Source organism: Hoeflea sp. TYP-13, from assembly GCF_040932035.1.
Classification (GTDB): Bacteria; Pseudomonadota; Alphaproteobacteria; order Rhizobiales; family Rhizobiaceae; genus Hoeflea_A.
In genome coordinates this window covers 458,631-473,814 of record NZ_JBFRBB010000003.1, presented here as the reverse complement: position 1 = coordinate 473,814, position 15,184 = coordinate 458,631, and the positions used below count along the sequence as shown (strand labels likewise).

Here is a 15,184-nt window from a genome sequence, read left to right as displayed (position 1 = left end):
ACCAACGGGTCAGGCAAAGTTGCACCAACCGCCCGAAATCCAGCAAGATAACGGGTAAGCGCTACCATTTTGGGATTGGTTCACGGATCCTGGCATCCGCAAGTGGACCGAGCCTGTTTCGAGATCAGACCAACGTTATGGTCACGGAATTTCCATGAAGCGGGGAGGCTTTGATGGAGCTTTGGCAGGACTGGATCTGGAGCGTTTTCTGGATTGGTTTTTTCGCTGCGGCTTTGTTCCGTTTGCACAGCCGGCGATAGTGGAGAATCCCAAAGCGGTATACATAGAAGTGCATCGAGGCACACGGTATTTATCCACATCAGAACATTCATGAAATCCGGTTTTATTGAACGCCGGCGGTGCTTGTGCACTTATCAGCACCCCGCGTCGATAACGCCGATCAGCCCGCTCAGGCCGCGTTCAAGGCCTGAGCAAGGGCGGAAAGAGTTCCAACAAAAATGAAGTATTGGGAAATCAACGCTGCCAGCCTGAGCCGCCCCCGGTAGTTGGGGATTACCGGGGGCGTTGAGCTCTAGCTGGCTGCATGATGGAGTCGATGGTAGAGCATCGGGTTTCTCGCATAGGGAGCCAGGGTTTTGGCAAAGGCGAGAACCGCAAGATCCGCGACCGGTTCCAAGAGGATGACCGCCATATACGCGACGCCGAATGAACCGACGGCGCCGAGGTTTTCGGCACCGAAGCCGTTTCCGTAGAAAGCCCAAAAGGCCACCCAAGAAACGATACCGCCCTGATAGGCCGTGGAAAGTGCCAGTGTCTGCCAGTATTTCACTTCAACATATGGCGTGCGGGCCGGAATGATCCGTTTTGCCAACAGGCTCACCGCCCACAACGGCACCAGAAGTGTCGTTATGTTGATGCCGTATTGCGGCAGATCGAAGGGCGCAAACATCACGCCCTGCAGCAGAAGGCCGGCCGCCAGGCCGATTGCTGCCGGACCCGCTCCGAATATCAGGTAGAGTGTGGATCCCAGTATGAAATGCACCTCGGAAACGCCCACCGGATAGTGCGGCAGCACCTCGAAGAAGCAGAATACAAGCAATGATGCGGCAACGCTGCGCATGGCCAGCGCTCCAAATCCGCCATCATTGCGAATGGTGTCGATTGCCATTTTGGCGACCAGCCCCACGGAGGCCGCCGCCGTTGCGTAGCTTAGGACTATCTTTGCGCCGTCCACGACGCCAGGTTCGATATGCATGAGTTGCTCCTTTCCGCACCCAACATGCCGGAGACAAGCGCTTCGTCCGCCGTTAATCGCGGGCGGTGCCTTGGCACGACGAAGAGACCGGATTGCACCGTCCCTCGCCGAGCCGGCAGGAAGCGAAAAATATCCGGGTCACAAAGTCCAGGTCGACAGCACCAGGGCGCGATCGCGATAGGCCTGAATGTTTGCATCCAGCACATCCAGCGGGTTGAAGGCTTTGACACCGGGGATCAAATCATCTTCGCGCATGCCATAAAGGGCACCCATTGCAAAACGACAGGCGTAAACCGTGGCGCCTTCGTCCATGAGCGTTTTAAGCTGGCGGTTGTAGCCAAGGTTCCCGGGGAATCCTTCCGAACCCACGGCCGGATAGCCCCTTGCGGCGGAAGCCATCAAAACACCCGGACCATAGAGAATGAAGGTCAGGTTGAAGCCCTTGCGCTGCAGGCGCGTGGCGGTAAGCATATTGACAAGGCCGACCGAGCCTTCGAACGGGACGGTGTGCATGAAGATATATGCTTTGTCGCCCTCGTTGGCCTGGTGATCAGGAAAAACCTTGTCTTCCACATTAAATAGGATGTCGCCCTCTTTCGGCGGATCGATTGTGACAGTCTTAGGCATATCAGTTCCCTTTGTTATGTCGTTCATTGTTCGTCATAAGCCTGCTGCTCCTGACTGAACCTCTCCTTCACGATCCAGGGGATCGAAAAAATCTCCTTGGCCAGGATTTTCTGTGGCTTCCCGGTAGTGATTGCATGACGGTTTTCTTCATCGACCAGGGCATCAGCCGATAGATCGGCACGAACAACTGTCGCCAGAACCGCTCTTTCAATCCACGCGGCCTGTTCGGTGGATTGAAGCCCATTTTCTTCGCCATCCGGTCCTGGGCATCGCACATCAGATAGTGCTCGGAATTGGATCTGATCCATTGGGGAAACGACATGGCAATCATACCTTTCCATCCAGCTTCATCACCGCATCCTGCGCCGCAATCGCAATCGGTTCATTGAGCGCGCCGATCGCCGGGGAGTAGACGTTTTCCATGGACGCAAGGGCATCAATGGTAAGGCCTGCCCTGGAGACCACTCCGAGGAAGTCCGCACGCTCTTTGACGCCTTCACCGCCGACCATCTGCGCACCGACCAGGCGGCGGGATTTGGGATCGACCAGCAGTTTGACGGTGATTGGCTTCACGCCCGGGTAGTAGCGCGCCCGGGTAATTCCGGTTGTTTGACCGCATATGTAGTTGATGCCGACAGCGGAGGCCGATGTTTCGCCAAACGAGATACCGCCGATCATCCATTCGCCGGCAAGCATGCCCCACGGGATATGGACAGGCTGGTAAATTCGCTCGCCGCCGGCAGCGTTTACGCCCGCGACTTTTCCCTGGGCATAGGCGTGGCTTCCGGACAGACCCTGCAACGGAACATTGGTGATGCCATGAACTATCTCGGCGCAGTCGCCAGCCGCAAAGACATCCGGATCGGACGTGCGGCCGCGCGAGTCGATGATAATGCCGCCGGTACTGCCGATTTTGATCCCCGCGGCTTTTGCCAGATCGTTGTTGGGCACTTTCGGCGTGCCGAGAATTGCAATATCCGCATCGACAACACCCGATGTCGTCTCCACATGGGTCAGTGTTTTATCGCCACGGAAAGCGGTTACGCGTTCGCCCCAGCGCAGATCCACGCCGGCTTCTTCCCAGTCCTTGCGGACAGGCTCCATGATGTCCGGATCAACCGCTTCCGACATCGGCCACGGGTTGGGATCCACGACCGTTGTCTTGATCCCGCGATGAACCATGGCCGATACCATCTCAACGGCGATGGGGCCGCACTCGACAACGACCGCGGTTTTGACATTGTCGAGAAATTTATCCCATTCCATGGCGCTGCGGATGTTCTTGACGCGGTAAATACCGTCAAGATCCTGACCCGGAATGTCGAGTTCCTTGTACTTCCAGCCCGAACAAAGGATCAAACGGTCATAGCTCACATCGCCTTCGCTGCGGACATGAATCTTCTTGTTCTTCAGGTCGATGGATTCGACGGTTGTCTCGTAGTGAACGTCTATTCCCGCCTGCACATATTGCTCCTTGGTCGCAAGAAACAACCGGTCAAAGGAATCGATTTCCTTGCCATGCACAAACGGGATACCGCAGGGGCTGTAGGCCACGTCTTCAAACTGCGTGTAGATGACAGTTTCCGCAGACGGATCAGTTCCTTTTGCAGCGCCCGCCGCGCCCAGACCCCCGGGGCCTCCTCCGATCATTACGATTTTCACTTCGTTCTCCCAACCGAGAAATATTTCTCATCAGACATTCATATTTCGTATCGTAGACAATCATTCAGAACCCGTCAAGGGCTCTGAGATATCTGTTGGCTGTCCGGTAATTGGGTGCCGGCCGCTCTACGGACCCGGCGGGGAGATCAGCTCGAAACGGAGGCAATCCCATCAATATTATTGTTTAAAAACAATATATTAAAACTATGGTGCTTCAATCCTCAAAGCGTTGTTTATTCGCCCCTCGCGCGAACCGTTCCGGCACCAATGAGATTATTCGCCGGCATTTACTTTGGGAAATTTTTAACAGTCCGCGGAACACTGATTTACCCCGTCAGGATGCATCAGAGGCCAGAATGTCCTCTACGCGTTTGGTCAGTTCATTTTCCACATTGGTGAATCTGGCGAGCTGCCCGGTGGCGCGTTCGCAATACCGGCGGGCCGCAGCACAATTGTCCTGCGCCATTTGAGCAACCACGTCCGGAGCCGCCCCGCCCGGAGCGGTGCGCGTTGCCACAATCGCACGCGGATCGAGCGCGCGCGCAAGATCGTCCGGGTCGAGCGACAGTGAACGGCAACCGATTTTGCTCGCCGCGGAATCGATCATCCCGGGATCGATATCAACGCCTCGAAAACCGCTTCGGCTTGCAGCTTTGACCGCCTCCCCGACGACGCGATATGCCGTGCGATAGTCAACCCCGCAGGTGAGCATGATGTGTTCAGCGAGATCCGTCGCCTGGCTGAACCCATCTTCCAGAACCTTCCACATGCGGTTCTGATTGACGCTCATCGTATCAACAACACCTTTCATCAGGTCGCTGATTTTCGAGGCAAACTCCAGCGCCCTCGGAATCTCACCATAGGCAAAGATCAGGTTGTCACTTCTTGCCGACGGGCTTTTGACCACGGCCAGGAAACCCGTCAGTCGGCCAATCACCACGCCACTGCCGCCGCGTACGATGGACAGCGCATAAGGGTTGCGTTTTTGCGGCATGAGCACCGAGGCGCGCGTATAGGGACCAGCGAGATCGACATAGTCGAATTCCTGGCTCGACCAGATTTCCAGATCTTCAGCCAGCTTGGACTGGTTCGACAACACGCTCACACTGCTGGCCAGAACATCGATGAACGTATCTGTCTGCCACATTGCATCGCGCGTGTGATCGATCACCCCATCAAAGCCGAGCAGATCGGCAATGTGCTGGCGATCGGCGAGCAACTGGGTTCCGTTGACGCAGCCGGCGCCACCCGGACTCTGGTTGATTTGTTCAAGCGCGGTGAACAGGCGCTCGCAATCGCGCACTGCCGGTGGAACAAAGCCCAGAAGGTAATGCCCAAACGTGGAAGGTTGCGCCTGTTGCAGATAGGTCTGATCGGCCATGAACACGTCGCGATGCCGCGCGGCAAACTCGGCGGTGGTTTCAGCAAAGGAACCGGCCGAGACAATCAGCTCGGCGGTAAGACGCCGAAGCACAACACGCAGCGCCACGCGGGCAGCTTCGCGCCGCGGACGCCCGGCATGCAGCCACCCGGCAGCATCACCAATGCGTTCGACGAAGTGCCGCTCCCGCGAGTTGTAAGGCTCCCCGTGCCGGGCATCATACGGGAAATCCGCTGCATCCGTATGGTAGGCTTCCATCAGCACCGTAAGCAGCTGACGGGCTGCGCCGCCGGGAATGATCCCTCGATGCTGCAGGTCAAGAACGTGGCCGAGATCCGCGACATTGAGCCCGTGGTGCAGCATCGGCGCGTCAGCGATCTCCCAGGCAAAGCCCGCATCGATCAGTTCCTGCGCCGGACCATCAGCAGAAGGTCCTTCAAAACGGCGGGCCGCAGCGCCCATCCCCGAACGGGTCATTGTTCACTCCTTAGACATCTTGGTTTTCGCCGGGCCCGGTCGTTCCGGATTCCGGTAGAAAAATCAGCCGATCTGCAATCCGGAACGCGCTCTGAACCGCACCCGGCCGGAACCCGAACCAAACTGGCACAAACGGGTCACAACCAGTTTTCCGTTTCCGAGGATCTGCGGTTTCGGGCGGTCATGATCACCCGGTCCACCATCGGGCCGGATGCGCCGACATCCACCTTGGGCAGTTCGGCAAGTTCAGCGGCCGTTGCAACTCCTTCGAGCATCTCCACAACAGGCCGCCGCTCTTCGCGGGCCCTGCGATAGGCCTCCTGCAGGGTCTCCTGTGCGCGGTGTTTTCCTAGCCGGGCCGACATTTCGCTCAGCAAACGCTCGGACGACGAGCCAAATCCAAGATTTCGCTGCATTGCGTCGGCATTCACTTCGAGACCCGACATCAGTTCCCTCGCCATCGCGGTCGCAGCCAGGGCATAGTGACAGAGCTCGGGGAATGTGGCCCATTCGACTTTCCAGCTTCGGGCATCGCGCTCGTGTTCCTGCACCATCGTTTCCGTCAGAATACCCGCCAGCGAGCGCACCAGACGCGACAGCGCTACGATCTGTTCGCTGTCCTCCGGGTTGCGCTTGTGCGGCATGGTAATGCTGCCGACAGTGCCCGGTCGGCTGCTTTCCGCGAGTTCGCCGATTTCGTTGCGCTGCAGGGCATATACTTCATTGGCGATGCGCGCGAGGCTGGAAACAGCCGCTGCGGCAAAATTGGCAAATTCCGCAAGCCTGTCACGTGAATTGGTCCAGGAGATATCGGGTTCAGAAAGGTCAAGTCGGCGGCAAAAGGCCGCGCGTAGCGTCAACGCGTGGTCTCCGAAAAAAGCCAGCGTTCCGACCGCTCCACCAAACTGACCGACAAGCCACCGGCCACGCATTTCCTGCATGCGCTGCAGGTGGCGGCCAACCTCGTCGGCCCAGGACGCGGCCTTAAATCCGAATGAGATGGGTGAGCCCGGCTGGCCGTGGGTGCGTCCCGCCATCGGCGTTTCACGATGCACTTCGGCAAGATGCAAAAGGTCACCTTCCAGCAACCAGAGATCACGCCAGATCAGCAGTCCGACCGCGCGCATCTCCAATACCTGCGAAGTGTCGGTGATATCCTGCACCGTCGTGCCGTAATAGACATGTTCGGCTGAAGAAGCCGGCAGCAAGTCGCGCAGAACCTGGATCATACCCAGCGTCGAGTGGGAGGTTTGCCTTGTTCGCGCGGCTATATCATCGATCGGCAGATCGACGTCACGAAGACCCGAAATCTCTTCCGCAGACGCGGCAGGTATGATCCCGCATTCAGCCTGCGCCTCAGCCAGCGCGATCACGATTTCAAGCCATCTGACCACCCGGGCTTTTTCGGCGAAGATCGCCCGGCCCTCGGCCGTGGCCCATTGATGTCCGAAAATCCTGGAGTCGATCATGTGGGCGTCCATGTCACTCCCACCCGGTTTATGATGGTTTCGATTGCATCATGCACCTCGCAAAGCGAGGCACCCCACGGAACGAACGTCGCCTGGCTGCTATCCTCGATACCCTCCTGCAGCAGGCAGCAGCGTGTCAGAATGTGACCGCCCTCCCTGCCGATATCGCCTGCAAAGCGTTTTGGGCAAATATCAACCGTTGTCGGTGAAGAGCCATAAAACCAGCGGTGAATCTGGTGCGAGCGCTCGCAGCCAAGCAGCGTCCAGTCGGCGGCCTGTGGCCGTTCGTCGAGGTAGTCAATAGTGACGCCCTCCAGATCGATGCCCGACCCGCGACAGGGCACGAGCACCCGGGACGGAAGCCGGTCGCAGGCCTCGGTCAGCTGCGCGCGGCTGTCGATCAGTGTGGGAACGACAACAACAGGCGGCAGTTCCTCCGCCAGATCGAGGACCCGCTGAACCTGGTCGAGCAGTTTCGAGGGGAAAGGCGGAACGATATCAAGGACGTGCAGCTTCAAGGGTTGGGGGTTGAGGATGAAGCTGACATGGGAATAACGCCCCTCGACAACAACACAGGATACATCCTGGTGATCCAAGGCAACTGCCGCCATTTGTGACGCGACGCCACAGTCCGTTTCACGGGCCACCACATAGCGGCACTGACGCGGCGTTGCCAGAACGCGGGCGCTTTCGATTGGCGAGAACAGGTCGGAACTTTGGCGGCGGTCGATCTCAACCAATGCAGTCTCTTCGCCGCATCGCGCGACGATGAATCGCGTGCGCATATAGGCTTCGCGACCGATGAAGTGATTTTCAAGCCACACCGGATCGAGGCTTTGCAGACCGGTGCTCAGCGCCACCTGACGATAACGCGACGGAACAACATTGGCGGCTGATGGATCAAATCCGAACATCTGATCCTCGATCGTCTCCCGACAACAATCCGAGCGTATCCGCCCGCAGACCAAGCCGCAGCGTCTCAAGGCTCATAATGTCGTCGATGGAAATATTGCCCAGATTGACCTTCGGCCCAAAAAGGCGCAGCAGAAACGACTGCTGGGCACGTTGCGGCGCTTCATAGATGATTTTATCCGCATGGGGGCTTTGCCCGAGCATATCAATCAGTGAGCGGCGGACTTCGCCGGTCCCTTCGTAGAGACCGACCGTTCCGCTTTCGCGGCCCTCGGCGACAATCCAGCTGGCTCCTGCCGCCACATCGCCGTCAATCTCGTCGAGCCAGCCGGCAGGCGTTACGAGCTTGGCAGGATCCTTGCTGCCGACTTCAGCCATGACATCGAACCCGTAATCGCAGGCTCGCGAAATCAGCTTCCTTTTTTCACTCGGCGGCATCTCCGTTGCGCCGTCGGACACTTCCACGCAATCAAACCCGACCTCGGATGCGAATTGAAACATCGCCTCGGTCTGGCCCTGCATCCAGGCCACTTCGAGGAGGGTTCCGCCCGTGCAGGTTTTGATGCCCGCCGCCTGTAATTCCGCCACTTTGGAACGAACAGCGGGATCAACGTAGGAAGTTCCCCATCCGAATTTCCAGATATCGATGAAGTCCGCGGCCTGTGCCAGTACTTCTTGTGTCATCGACAATGTGTAGCCCTTGTCGAGAACATGGGTCAGTCCAACGCTGCGTGGTTTGGGCGGTCTTTTTTTCAATTTCAAAAATGACGGACGCGGATCTGCCAACATTCTCAGCTCCAATATCATCTCAACGGACCTTGGGATGACCGTTAACGATACGGTGATTGGTATATCATATCCGAAACGTCGTCAAGCGACGAGAGCGCCTTCGCCTTTCATCTTCCGGGCCGACACGACCGCCGTATTTTCCGCTGAAGCAGCGCAGGGTTTTTCCCACAAATCCGGGATTAACAGCGCAATTCCGCCAATCATGCACCTCGGATTTCCTGTGTCAGAAGGTCGAATTATTCATATCCTTAAAGAAACATGTATATCGTATAATTGACAATCAGCATTGCGTTTTGTTACGCTTCGCCATCAATCGAAAAGGGGAGCACAATGGACGGAATACACGATATGGGCGGAACGCAGGGCTGGGGAACAGTCCGGATCGAGCCCGACGAGCCTGTATTCGCTGACCTGTGGCATGGGCGGACATTTGCACTGGGACTGGCGTCGATGGGCGTCTCGGGAACCAATCTGGATGCTTTCCGCCACAGCCTGGAGCGGCTGCACCCGCTAGACTATCTGCAGCACGGATATTACGGGCGCTGGCTCAGCTGCGCAGAACAGCTTTGCGTTGACAGCGGCATCCTGGCGCCCGGTGCAGTCGAAGCCCGCGCCCGCCGGCTGCGCGGTGAAGATGTCGAAGAGCCCGCGGATGTCGAAACCCGCAAACCGCAATATGAAAGAGGCGGCGCCGGATCGCTCCGTGACATTGACGCCGCACCGAAGTTCGCCGTCGGCCAGCCGGTGCGGGCCAAGACATTTCGCAAATCAGGACACACGCGCCTTCCTGCCTATATCCGCGGCCATGCCGGCGTGATCAGCGCGATAAGGCCTGCCGCCGTGCTTCCCGACAGCACCGCGCATTTTACCGGCGAAGACCCCCAGCACGTCTACACCGTGGAGTTCACCTCCACAGAACTTTGGGGCGAGGATTCAGAGCCCGCGACTTTGTTCATCGACATGTTCGAGAGCTACCTGGAGGCGTCATGACCGATTACCCCCACTCAGCCGACTACCCCTCACCGCAATTGCGGGTCGAGGCGCTGGAGGCGCTGTTGACCCACTTCCTCAGAAAGTTGGGGCGAAAGCGCAAAGCTCCCGACTTTGTTCACTGACATGATTGAAAGTTATCAGGAGGCCTCATGACCGATTACCCACATTCAGCCGACTACCCCTCGCCGCAATTGCGTGTCGAGGCTCTGGAGGCACTGCTTGTCGAGCGTGGTCTGGTGGATCCGGAAATGCTTGATGGATTTATCAGCCGCTATGTTAATGACGTCGGACCGATGAATGGCGCGAAGGTGGTGGCCAAGGCCTGGGTCGATCCCGATTACCGCAAGCGCCTGCTCGAATCCGGCACGGATGCAGTAAAGGAACTTGGATTTGGCGGCCCGCAGGGCGAACACATCGTTGTCGTTGAAAACACGCCAACATTGCACAATGTGGTGGTGTGCACGCTTTGCTCTTGCTATCCATGGCCGCTCCTCGGCCTTCCGCCCAACTGGTACAAGGATCCCGCCTATCGTTCTCGCGTAGTTCGCGAGCCACGCAAGCTATTGGGCGAAATGGGTCTCGAACTGGCTGACGACGTGGAAATCCACGTGTGGGATTCCAGCGCGGAAAACCGGTATTTCGTGCTTCCGAACCGGCCGGAAGGAACCGAAGATCTCTCTGAAGAGGAGCTCGCTTTGCTCGTTTCACGCGACGCCATGGTTGGTGTCGCCGCAGTCAAGGCAGGATAGTTCCATGAGCCTCGTTGAAAAATTAGGGACCGATTCCGAAACGTCACTGCCGCGATCCAATGGTGAGCTGGTGTTTGAAGAACCCTGGGAGAGCCGCGCATTCGGAATGGCGGCTGCCCTGGCCGATCTTGGTATTTTTGACTGGTCGGATTTTCAGCAAAGCCTGATCACTTCCATTGCCAAGTGCGAACCCGGGCAGGACGGCTTGCCGTCCTACCGCTATTACGAACGGTGGTTTGCAGCTCTCGAGGCGCTGGTTGTGGAGCGGGGTCTGATCTCGACCGCAGAACTCGACACGCTTGTTACCGATTTCTGCAAGCGCCCGCACGGCCACGACCACGATCACGCGGACGGGCATCACCATTGACCGGCCAGCGCATGGTGGAAAGCACCTGGCGCGGCGGCTTGTGCTGCGATGTATCGGCGGGTGAATTTGTTGTCACCGTCGACGAGCCGGAGCATGTCGGCGGATCCAACCTCGGCCCGGAGCCGACGGCGCTGCTGCTCGCATCGGTCGCTTCGTGCTTTACCCTTGCCATCGCCTATAGCGCACGAAAGCGATCCATCGCCCTCGACGACCTCACGGTCAGCGCAACCGGAATTTATGACGGTCCGCGATTTCGCTCAATCAGCATCGAAAGCCGCCTGGGCTGCGATCCGGATCGGGTTGATACACTTGTGCAGGCTGCGGAGCGTGTCTGCTATGTGACCAATACGCTTAGATCCGAGATAGAGATCAAGGTGAACGCAACGGCCATAGCTGCACCGGCGCCATAAAACAAAGCCCTAACAGCGCTTTTTCATTTTCTGGAAACACATGCTGATTCCGGAGCGGAACATCTGTGTGCCAAAGCCCGTCATTGCTGACAAGAAACCATGGGGGAGGATCAATACAAGAACATGCACATGATCGCCGGTAGGGGCCGGTGACAATCGCAAATGAGTGGATTCACGGTTTGCGACAAGAACAAAAACAATCAGGAACTCACGCCGCCTTCGGCGGCTCAATGCTTCAACAAACTGAGGAGGACACAGTTATGAAGAATTTGAACGCACTATCTATAAGCATCCCTTTGACAGGAGTGGTCGCAACGTATCTTGCTCTTGGTCCGCTTAGCGGGATTTACCTGATCCCGGTGGCGTTTGTTTTCTGGGGCGGCTTCTTTGCTCTCGGCGCCGACGGGGCCGCACTGCAGAAGATCATTGTCGGCGGCATTTTTGGCGCCTTACTGGCCTGGCTGACCGCTCTGGCTATCCTGACATTCCCGATCGGGGATATTGTCGGACTTCCGGTTTGGGCGGCGCTGGCGGTTGGCATTGGCGTTGCCGTGGCGGTGATCGCAGCCAACATTCCCCTGTTTGCGGCCATTCCGGCAACCGTTTTCGGGATCGCCACTTCGTTTGGATATCTCCTGCAGACGCCTGATGTGATGACGATGGAAGTGCTGACTTCGGTCAGTCTTCAGAACTCCGTTATCCTTATTCCTCTGTCGGCTATTGCCGGCGGCGTGTTCGGCCTCATTTCGGGTAAATGGGGTGCAGCCATGACCAGGGAAGCCTGAGGCGATTATCACAGTCCAGCCGCCGCCAGCCACGGCGGCATGGCGCGGTTCTTTGCCCCGGCCGCAGCGAATTCATTTCCGGCCGGGGCGGCTTTGGTGAACCATCATTGTACCAGGCCAGGGCATTGCGGTGTCGCATCTGCCACCAGTTGCTGCCTGTCAACCAAAGCGCCCAAAACCCGCAACCACCCGTAATACCCCATTGGCGCGTTGATCGCTCTCTTTGCGGCCTCACCGCAAAAAATTGACATTAGTCTCATAGTTAATTATCATACACTATAGTAAACGATTCCGGTTTTACCCGTTGCCGACGGTAAACCCCACACCCCGTTGAAAGGACTCCTATGCAATCGCCTCCTGTCGTTGAACTTCCCAACACCGTCGATGTCGTGAACATCGGTCTTCCGCTGTTCGAGACATCCGTCCGCAATCAGGGCGCTTCGGCCATAGGCGTCGATTGGCGGATTCCGGGAGGCGGAGAAACCGATGTGGTTGCGGCGCTGTCCCGATTATTGGGGCCAAAATCCGCGCTGATCGACAAGGCGAACTCTGAAGTCATAACGCGATTGAACGATGGCGTGCCCATGCTCAAAGGAATTGACCGGGCCGGCTCGGTGATCGCGGGCATGGGACAACGAACAGTGCTTCACTGCGGGCCGTCGATCGCATGGGATGCCATGTGCGATCCGCTGCAGCGGTCGATCAAGGCGGCAGTCGTTGCCGAAGGCTGGGCTGCCGAAACCATGACTGCCGCACAAATGGTTGCCTCCGGAGAGGTTGAACTCAAACCGGCAAACGAACACGCGACCGTTGTGCCGATGGCAACATCGATCGGACCGTCAGCGCCCGTCTACATTGTCGAAAACGCCCTGGGCGGCACCGTCTCTTATTCCAGCATCAACCAGGGCTCGGGTGCAGTGCCGTGGTTTGGCGTTGACAGCGACGAAGCGATCGATCGGCTTCGTTTCCTTCGCGATGCGGTGGGCCCCGTGCTGGCTGGCGCACTGGTCGAGAAAGGCGACATAGACATATTTGCGCTGGCCGCACAGGGCGTACCAATGGGTGATGATGTTCACATGCGGGTGCAGGCCACAACCAACCTGTTTCTGCGCGATCTCCTTCCCTATCTGGTGCGAAGTTCCAACGATGCGGCGCCGGAGGTCGCTTCATTTCTCAGCGGCAATCATCTCATGTTCCTCAATGTCGCGATGGCCGGTGCCAAGGCGCTGGTCGATTCAGCCTCTTCCGTCGAAAACTCGAGCATCGTTACCACGATGTCGAGAAACGGAACCACATACGGGGTTCAGTTGCCGGGCAATGAAAACCGGTGGTTCATCACCGAGTCGCCGCCGATCCAGGACGCTCTTTACTATCCGGGCTACGGTCCTGAAACGAGCGCCCCGGATATTGGCGACAGCGCAGTGCTGGAACTGATCGGCCTCGGCGGCCCGGCAGCAGCCAACTCTCCGGCGGTCGCCGGTTTCCTCGGAGGACGGATGTCGGATGCAATCGCTGCAACGCGCAGCATGCAACGTATCTGCGTGGGTGAAAGCACAAGGTTCCGGCTCCCGATCCTCGACAATGTCGGGACACCCGTCGGTGTCGACGTGCGCAAGGTGGCTGAACTGTCAATCACACCAGCGGTGAATACCGGCATCATCCACGCGTCCGCGGGAACCGGTCAAGTCGGTGCCGGTGTTGCCTGGGCTCCTGTCCGGTGCTTCACCGATGCACTGCTGGATCTAGACCGCCGTCTTGCGTCATGACGCATCGTTCACTAGCGGCGCGCACAATCGGCGACGGCGTCACGCAGGCCCGGCAGTGCGCGATGAAGACGGCTCACGGCGCCGGTTGCGTTGTCGGAACATTTTCGTCCGGCTTCTACGTCCGTGCCGCCGGAATGCTGTTCGCGGTGGGCGGACCGAAAATTCCGGCTGGGCCGCTTCACCTGGTCCTCAGAAAACAACCGCCCATTCCGCCTGAACAGTCAATTGTGCACTTCGCGCTGGACAGATTGTGGACCAAGACCTGCATCATAGATCTGTCCGGAGCAACCCGGCATCGTCCATCGCTCCCCACTCCCGAAAGGCTCGACACGATCGTTCCGACGCTTGCGCAGCTTAACAGCCCCGATATGGTTCCCCGTGACGTTTCTCACGTCTGGCCGGAGGTCGATGAGGCTCTGAAACGGTCAGATTTGAATGCGGCAAGACAACTGCTTGAGGGGTTGGGCGGTGGCTTGACGCCGACGGGGGATGATGTGCTTGCCGGCATATTGATGCTCACGCATATGAGCGACCCGGCATCCCACGTGCCTGGCGATATGGCCAGCCGGGCGGCGACGACCGAGCTCAGCCGGTGTTTTCTTGACTGGGCCGCCGTCGGCCAGAGCATCCAGCCAATCTATGACCTGCTTGACGCCGCGTGTCACATGGCGTCCACGAGGAAACGGGCCAGTGCCCGCGCCGCGCGCCGTCGGTTTGACCATGCGGTTGACGTTGTGGCATCGATCGGCCGCTCGTCAGGCAAAGGCCTGCTGGCCGGCCTCGGGCTTGCGGCGGATGTGCGCTCCGGCTGAGCTGCCGGGTCTTGGCACTGGCGTTCCACACTGGATAGGCCGCAATGAACATGAACTTGAACAGGCTTTCGAGGCCCGCGGATTGGCCGCGGGCCGTTCTATTCGATCTCGACGGCACATTGGTTGACCCGGTGCCCGTTCTCACACGCTCCGCAAACAGGCTTCTTGAAGAAGAAAGACTTGAGCCGCTTGCGCTCAACGACATTCGAAACATGGCGGGTTGTGGTTCCAGGGCGCTCGTTCGCGAAGCCTTTGCTGCGCGCAACATTGCGCTGGCAGAACCTCTTTTGTCCAGGAAGGCGGATTTGTTCTTCCGTTATTATGTCGAGCTCATGACAACCCATTCCGTGCTGCGCGAAGGGGCTATTGAAGCGTTATCCGCCTTTGCGGAGCAAGGCATTCGCATTGCGGTCGTCACCAACAAGCCGGCGTCAATGGCAAGACGTATCGTTAAGCATTTCGGGCTGTCCGAATATATCGGCGCAATCAATGGCGGCGGCTCCGGTACGGCGCTCAAACCGGCACCGGACATGCTGCTGCAGGCGCTGTCCGATTTTGGGGTCAGCGGGAAAGACAGTCTCATGGTGGGGGACAGTCCCGTAGACGTAGCGGCTGCGAAAGCCGTGCCGATGGTTTCAATCGCCATATGCGGCAAGTATTCAGTCCATGCAAGACACCGACTTGATGCTGACCTGATTATCGACAGCCTGACATCGCTGCCGAAGGCGATAGAACAGCTCAAAGGGACAGTTTGAGGTGTCTTGTTGAA

At 58.1% G+C, this 15,184-nt stretch carries 17 protein-coding genes; 9 read left to right on the top strand and 8 right to left on the bottom strand.

Translation table 11 applies throughout. The annotated features are described in order from the left end of the window. Positions 1 to 532: 532 nt before the first annotated feature. From ABVT35_RS19340 to ABVT35_RS19305, 8 genes are all read right to left on the bottom strand, one after another. The gene (locus tag ABVT35_RS19340; RefSeq protein ID WP_368468551.1) at positions 533 to 1,216 is read right to left on the bottom strand and encodes an energy-coupling factor ABC transporter permease; all 684 of its coding nucleotides are present in this window, start codon (positions 1,214 to 1,216) and stop codon (positions 533 to 535) included. Between the two features lie 138 nt (positions 1,217 to 1,354). Next, positions 1,355 to 1,843: an MSMEG_0572/Sll0783 family nitrogen starvation response protein gene (locus tag ABVT35_RS19335; protein WP_368468550.1), complete on the bottom strand. Its 489-nt coding sequence runs from the start codon at positions 1,841 to 1,843 to the stop codon at positions 1,355 to 1,357. Positions 1,844 to 1,866: 23 nt separating this feature from the next. Continuing rightward, positions 1,867 to 2,151 (bottom strand): hypothetical protein, encoded by a 285-nt coding sequence (locus tag ABVT35_RS19330; protein WP_368468548.1) that lies wholly within the window; start codon positions 2,149 to 2,151, stop codon positions 1,867 to 1,869. A gap of 19 nt (positions 2,152 to 2,170) precedes the next feature. Then, positions 2,171 to 3,505, bottom strand: a complete 1,335-nt coding sequence (locus ABVT35_RS19325) for an FAD-dependent oxidoreductase (RefSeq protein ID WP_368468546.1) — start codon at positions 3,503 to 3,505, stop codon at positions 2,171 to 2,173. A 334-nt stretch (positions 3,506 to 3,839) separates the two neighbouring features. Beyond that, complete coding sequence (locus ABVT35_RS19320; protein ID WP_368468545.1) at positions 3,840 to 5,363, bottom strand: lyase family protein; 1,524 nt, start codon at positions 5,361 to 5,363, stop codon at positions 3,840 to 3,842. A 137-nt stretch (positions 5,364 to 5,500) separates the two neighbouring features. Further along, entirely contained in the window at positions 5,501 to 6,832 is a 1,332-nt protein-coding gene (locus tag ABVT35_RS19315) for an adenylosuccinate lyase family protein (protein ID WP_368468544.1), read from the bottom strand. Continuing rightward, positions 6,829 to 7,746 (bottom strand): hypothetical protein, encoded by a 918-nt coding sequence (locus ABVT35_RS19310; protein ID WP_368468542.1) that lies wholly within the window; start codon positions 7,744 to 7,746, stop codon positions 6,829 to 6,831. The genes ABVT35_RS19315 and ABVT35_RS19310 overlap by 4 nt, the downstream gene beginning before the upstream one ends. After that, positions 7,733 to 8,533: a phosphosulfolactate synthase gene (locus ABVT35_RS19305; protein WP_368468540.1), complete on the bottom strand. Its 801-nt coding sequence runs from the start codon at positions 8,531 to 8,533 to the stop codon at positions 7,733 to 7,735. Before ABVT35_RS19305 ends, ABVT35_RS19310 begins: the two co-directional genes overlap by 14 nt. Positions 8,534 to 8,863: 330 nt before the next feature. On the opposite strand from ABVT35_RS19305, the gene nthB reads away from it, so the two are divergent. From nthB to ABVT35_RS19260, 9 genes are all read left to right on the top strand, one after another. Then, the gene (gene nthB, locus ABVT35_RS19300; RefSeq protein WP_368468539.1) at positions 8,864 to 9,523 is read left to right on the top strand and encodes a nitrile hydratase subunit beta; all 660 of its coding nucleotides are present in this window, start codon (positions 8,864 to 8,866) and stop codon (positions 9,521 to 9,523) included. After that, positions 9,520 to 9,648 carry a hypothetical protein gene (locus ABVT35_RS19295; RefSeq protein WP_368468537.1) on the top strand — a complete coding sequence of 43 codons (129 nt, stop codon included), beginning with the start codon at positions 9,520 to 9,522 and terminating at the stop codon, positions 9,646 to 9,648. Before nthB ends, ABVT35_RS19295 begins: the two co-directional genes overlap by 4 nt. 27 nt (positions 9,649 to 9,675) lie before the next feature. Further along, the gene (gene nthA / locus ABVT35_RS19290; protein WP_368468536.1) at positions 9,676 to 10,275 is read left to right on the top strand and encodes a nitrile hydratase subunit alpha; all 600 of its coding nucleotides are present in this window, start codon (positions 9,676 to 9,678) and stop codon (positions 10,273 to 10,275) included. A gap of 4 nt (positions 10,276 to 10,279) precedes the next feature. Then, positions 10,280 to 10,642, top strand: a complete 363-nt coding sequence (locus tag ABVT35_RS19285; RefSeq protein ID WP_368468535.1) for a nitrile hydratase accessory protein — start codon at positions 10,280 to 10,282, stop codon at positions 10,640 to 10,642. Then, entirely contained in the window at positions 10,639 to 11,052 is a 414-nt protein-coding gene (locus ABVT35_RS19280) for an OsmC family protein (protein WP_368468533.1), read from the top strand. The genes ABVT35_RS19285 and ABVT35_RS19280 overlap by 4 nt, the downstream gene beginning before the upstream one ends. A 260-nt stretch (positions 11,053 to 11,312) precedes the next feature. After that, positions 11,313 to 11,837: a DUF1097 domain-containing protein gene (locus tag ABVT35_RS19275; RefSeq protein WP_368468531.1), complete on the top strand. Its 525-nt coding sequence runs from the start codon at positions 11,313 to 11,315 to the stop codon at positions 11,835 to 11,837. 344 nt (positions 11,838 to 12,181) lie between these two features. Next, positions 12,182 to 13,603 carry a DUF1116 domain-containing protein gene (locus tag ABVT35_RS19270; RefSeq protein ID WP_368468529.1) on the top strand — a complete coding sequence of 474 codons (1,422 nt, stop codon included), beginning with the start codon at positions 12,182 to 12,184 and terminating at the stop codon, positions 13,601 to 13,603. Further along, positions 13,600 to 14,415: a DUF2877 domain-containing protein gene (locus ABVT35_RS19265; protein WP_368468527.1), complete on the top strand. Its 816-nt coding sequence runs from the start codon at positions 13,600 to 13,602 to the stop codon at positions 14,413 to 14,415. The genes ABVT35_RS19270 and ABVT35_RS19265 overlap by 4 nt, the downstream gene beginning before the upstream one ends. Before the next feature lie 44 nt (positions 14,416 to 14,459). After that, positions 14,460 to 15,170, top strand: coding sequence for an HAD family hydrolase (locus tag ABVT35_RS19260; protein ID WP_368468526.1), 711 nt, complete (start codon positions 14,460 to 14,462; stop codon positions 15,168 to 15,170). The last annotated feature ends 14 nt before the right edge of the window (positions 15,171 to 15,184 follow it).

What these genes read in the sequence shown, in the direction of transcription:
- ABVT35_RS19265 (WP_368468527.1), top strand. Translation starts at nt 13,600, where the DNA reads ATGACGCATCGTTCACTAGCGGCGCGCACAATCGGCGACGGCGTCACG.
- ABVT35_RS19305 (WP_368468540.1), bottom strand. Translation starts at nt 8,533, where the DNA reads ATGTTGGCAGATCCGCGTCCGTCATTTTTGAAATTGAAAAAAAGACCG.
- ABVT35_RS19340 (WP_368468551.1), bottom strand. Translation starts at nt 1,216, where the DNA reads ATGCATATCGAACCTGGCGTCGTGGACGGCGCAAAGATAGTCCTAAGC.
- ABVT35_RS19315 (WP_368468544.1), bottom strand. Translation starts at nt 6,832, where the DNA reads ATGATCGACTCCAGGATTTTCGGACATCAATGGGCCACGGCCGAGGGC.
- ABVT35_RS19310 (WP_368468542.1), bottom strand. Translation starts at nt 7,746, where the DNA reads ATGTTCGGATTTGATCCATCAGCCGCCAATGTTGTTCCGTCGCGTTAT.
- ABVT35_RS19330 (WP_368468548.1), bottom strand. Translation starts at nt 2,151, where the DNA reads ATGGATCAGATCCAATTCCGAGCACTATCTGATGTGCGATGCCCAGGA.
- ABVT35_RS19275 (WP_368468531.1), top strand. Translation starts at nt 11,313, where the DNA reads ATGAAGAATTTGAACGCACTATCTATAAGCATCCCTTTGACAGGAGTG.
- ABVT35_RS19260 (WP_368468526.1), top strand. Translation starts at nt 14,460, where the DNA reads ATGAACATGAACTTGAACAGGCTTTCGAGGCCCGCGGATTGGCCGCGG.
- nthA (WP_368468536.1), top strand. Translation starts at nt 9,676, where the DNA reads ATGACCGATTACCCACATTCAGCCGACTACCCCTCGCCGCAATTGCGT.
- ABVT35_RS19335 (WP_368468550.1), bottom strand. Translation starts at nt 1,843, where the DNA reads ATGCCTAAGACTGTCACAATCGATCCGCCGAAAGAGGGCGACATCCTA.
- nthB (WP_368468539.1), top strand. Translation starts at nt 8,864, where the DNA reads ATGGACGGAATACACGATATGGGCGGAACGCAGGGCTGGGGAACAGTC.
- ABVT35_RS19285 (WP_368468535.1), top strand. Translation starts at nt 10,280, where the DNA reads ATGAGCCTCGTTGAAAAATTAGGGACCGATTCCGAAACGTCACTGCCG.
- ABVT35_RS19270 (WP_368468529.1), top strand. Translation starts at nt 12,182, where the DNA reads ATGCAATCGCCTCCTGTCGTTGAACTTCCCAACACCGTCGATGTCGTG.
- ABVT35_RS19320 (WP_368468545.1), bottom strand. Translation starts at nt 5,363, where the DNA reads ATGACCCGTTCGGGGATGGGCGCTGCGGCCCGCCGTTTTGAAGGACCT.
- ABVT35_RS19295 (WP_368468537.1), top strand. Translation starts at nt 9,520, where the DNA reads ATGACCGATTACCCCCACTCAGCCGACTACCCCTCACCGCAATTGCGG.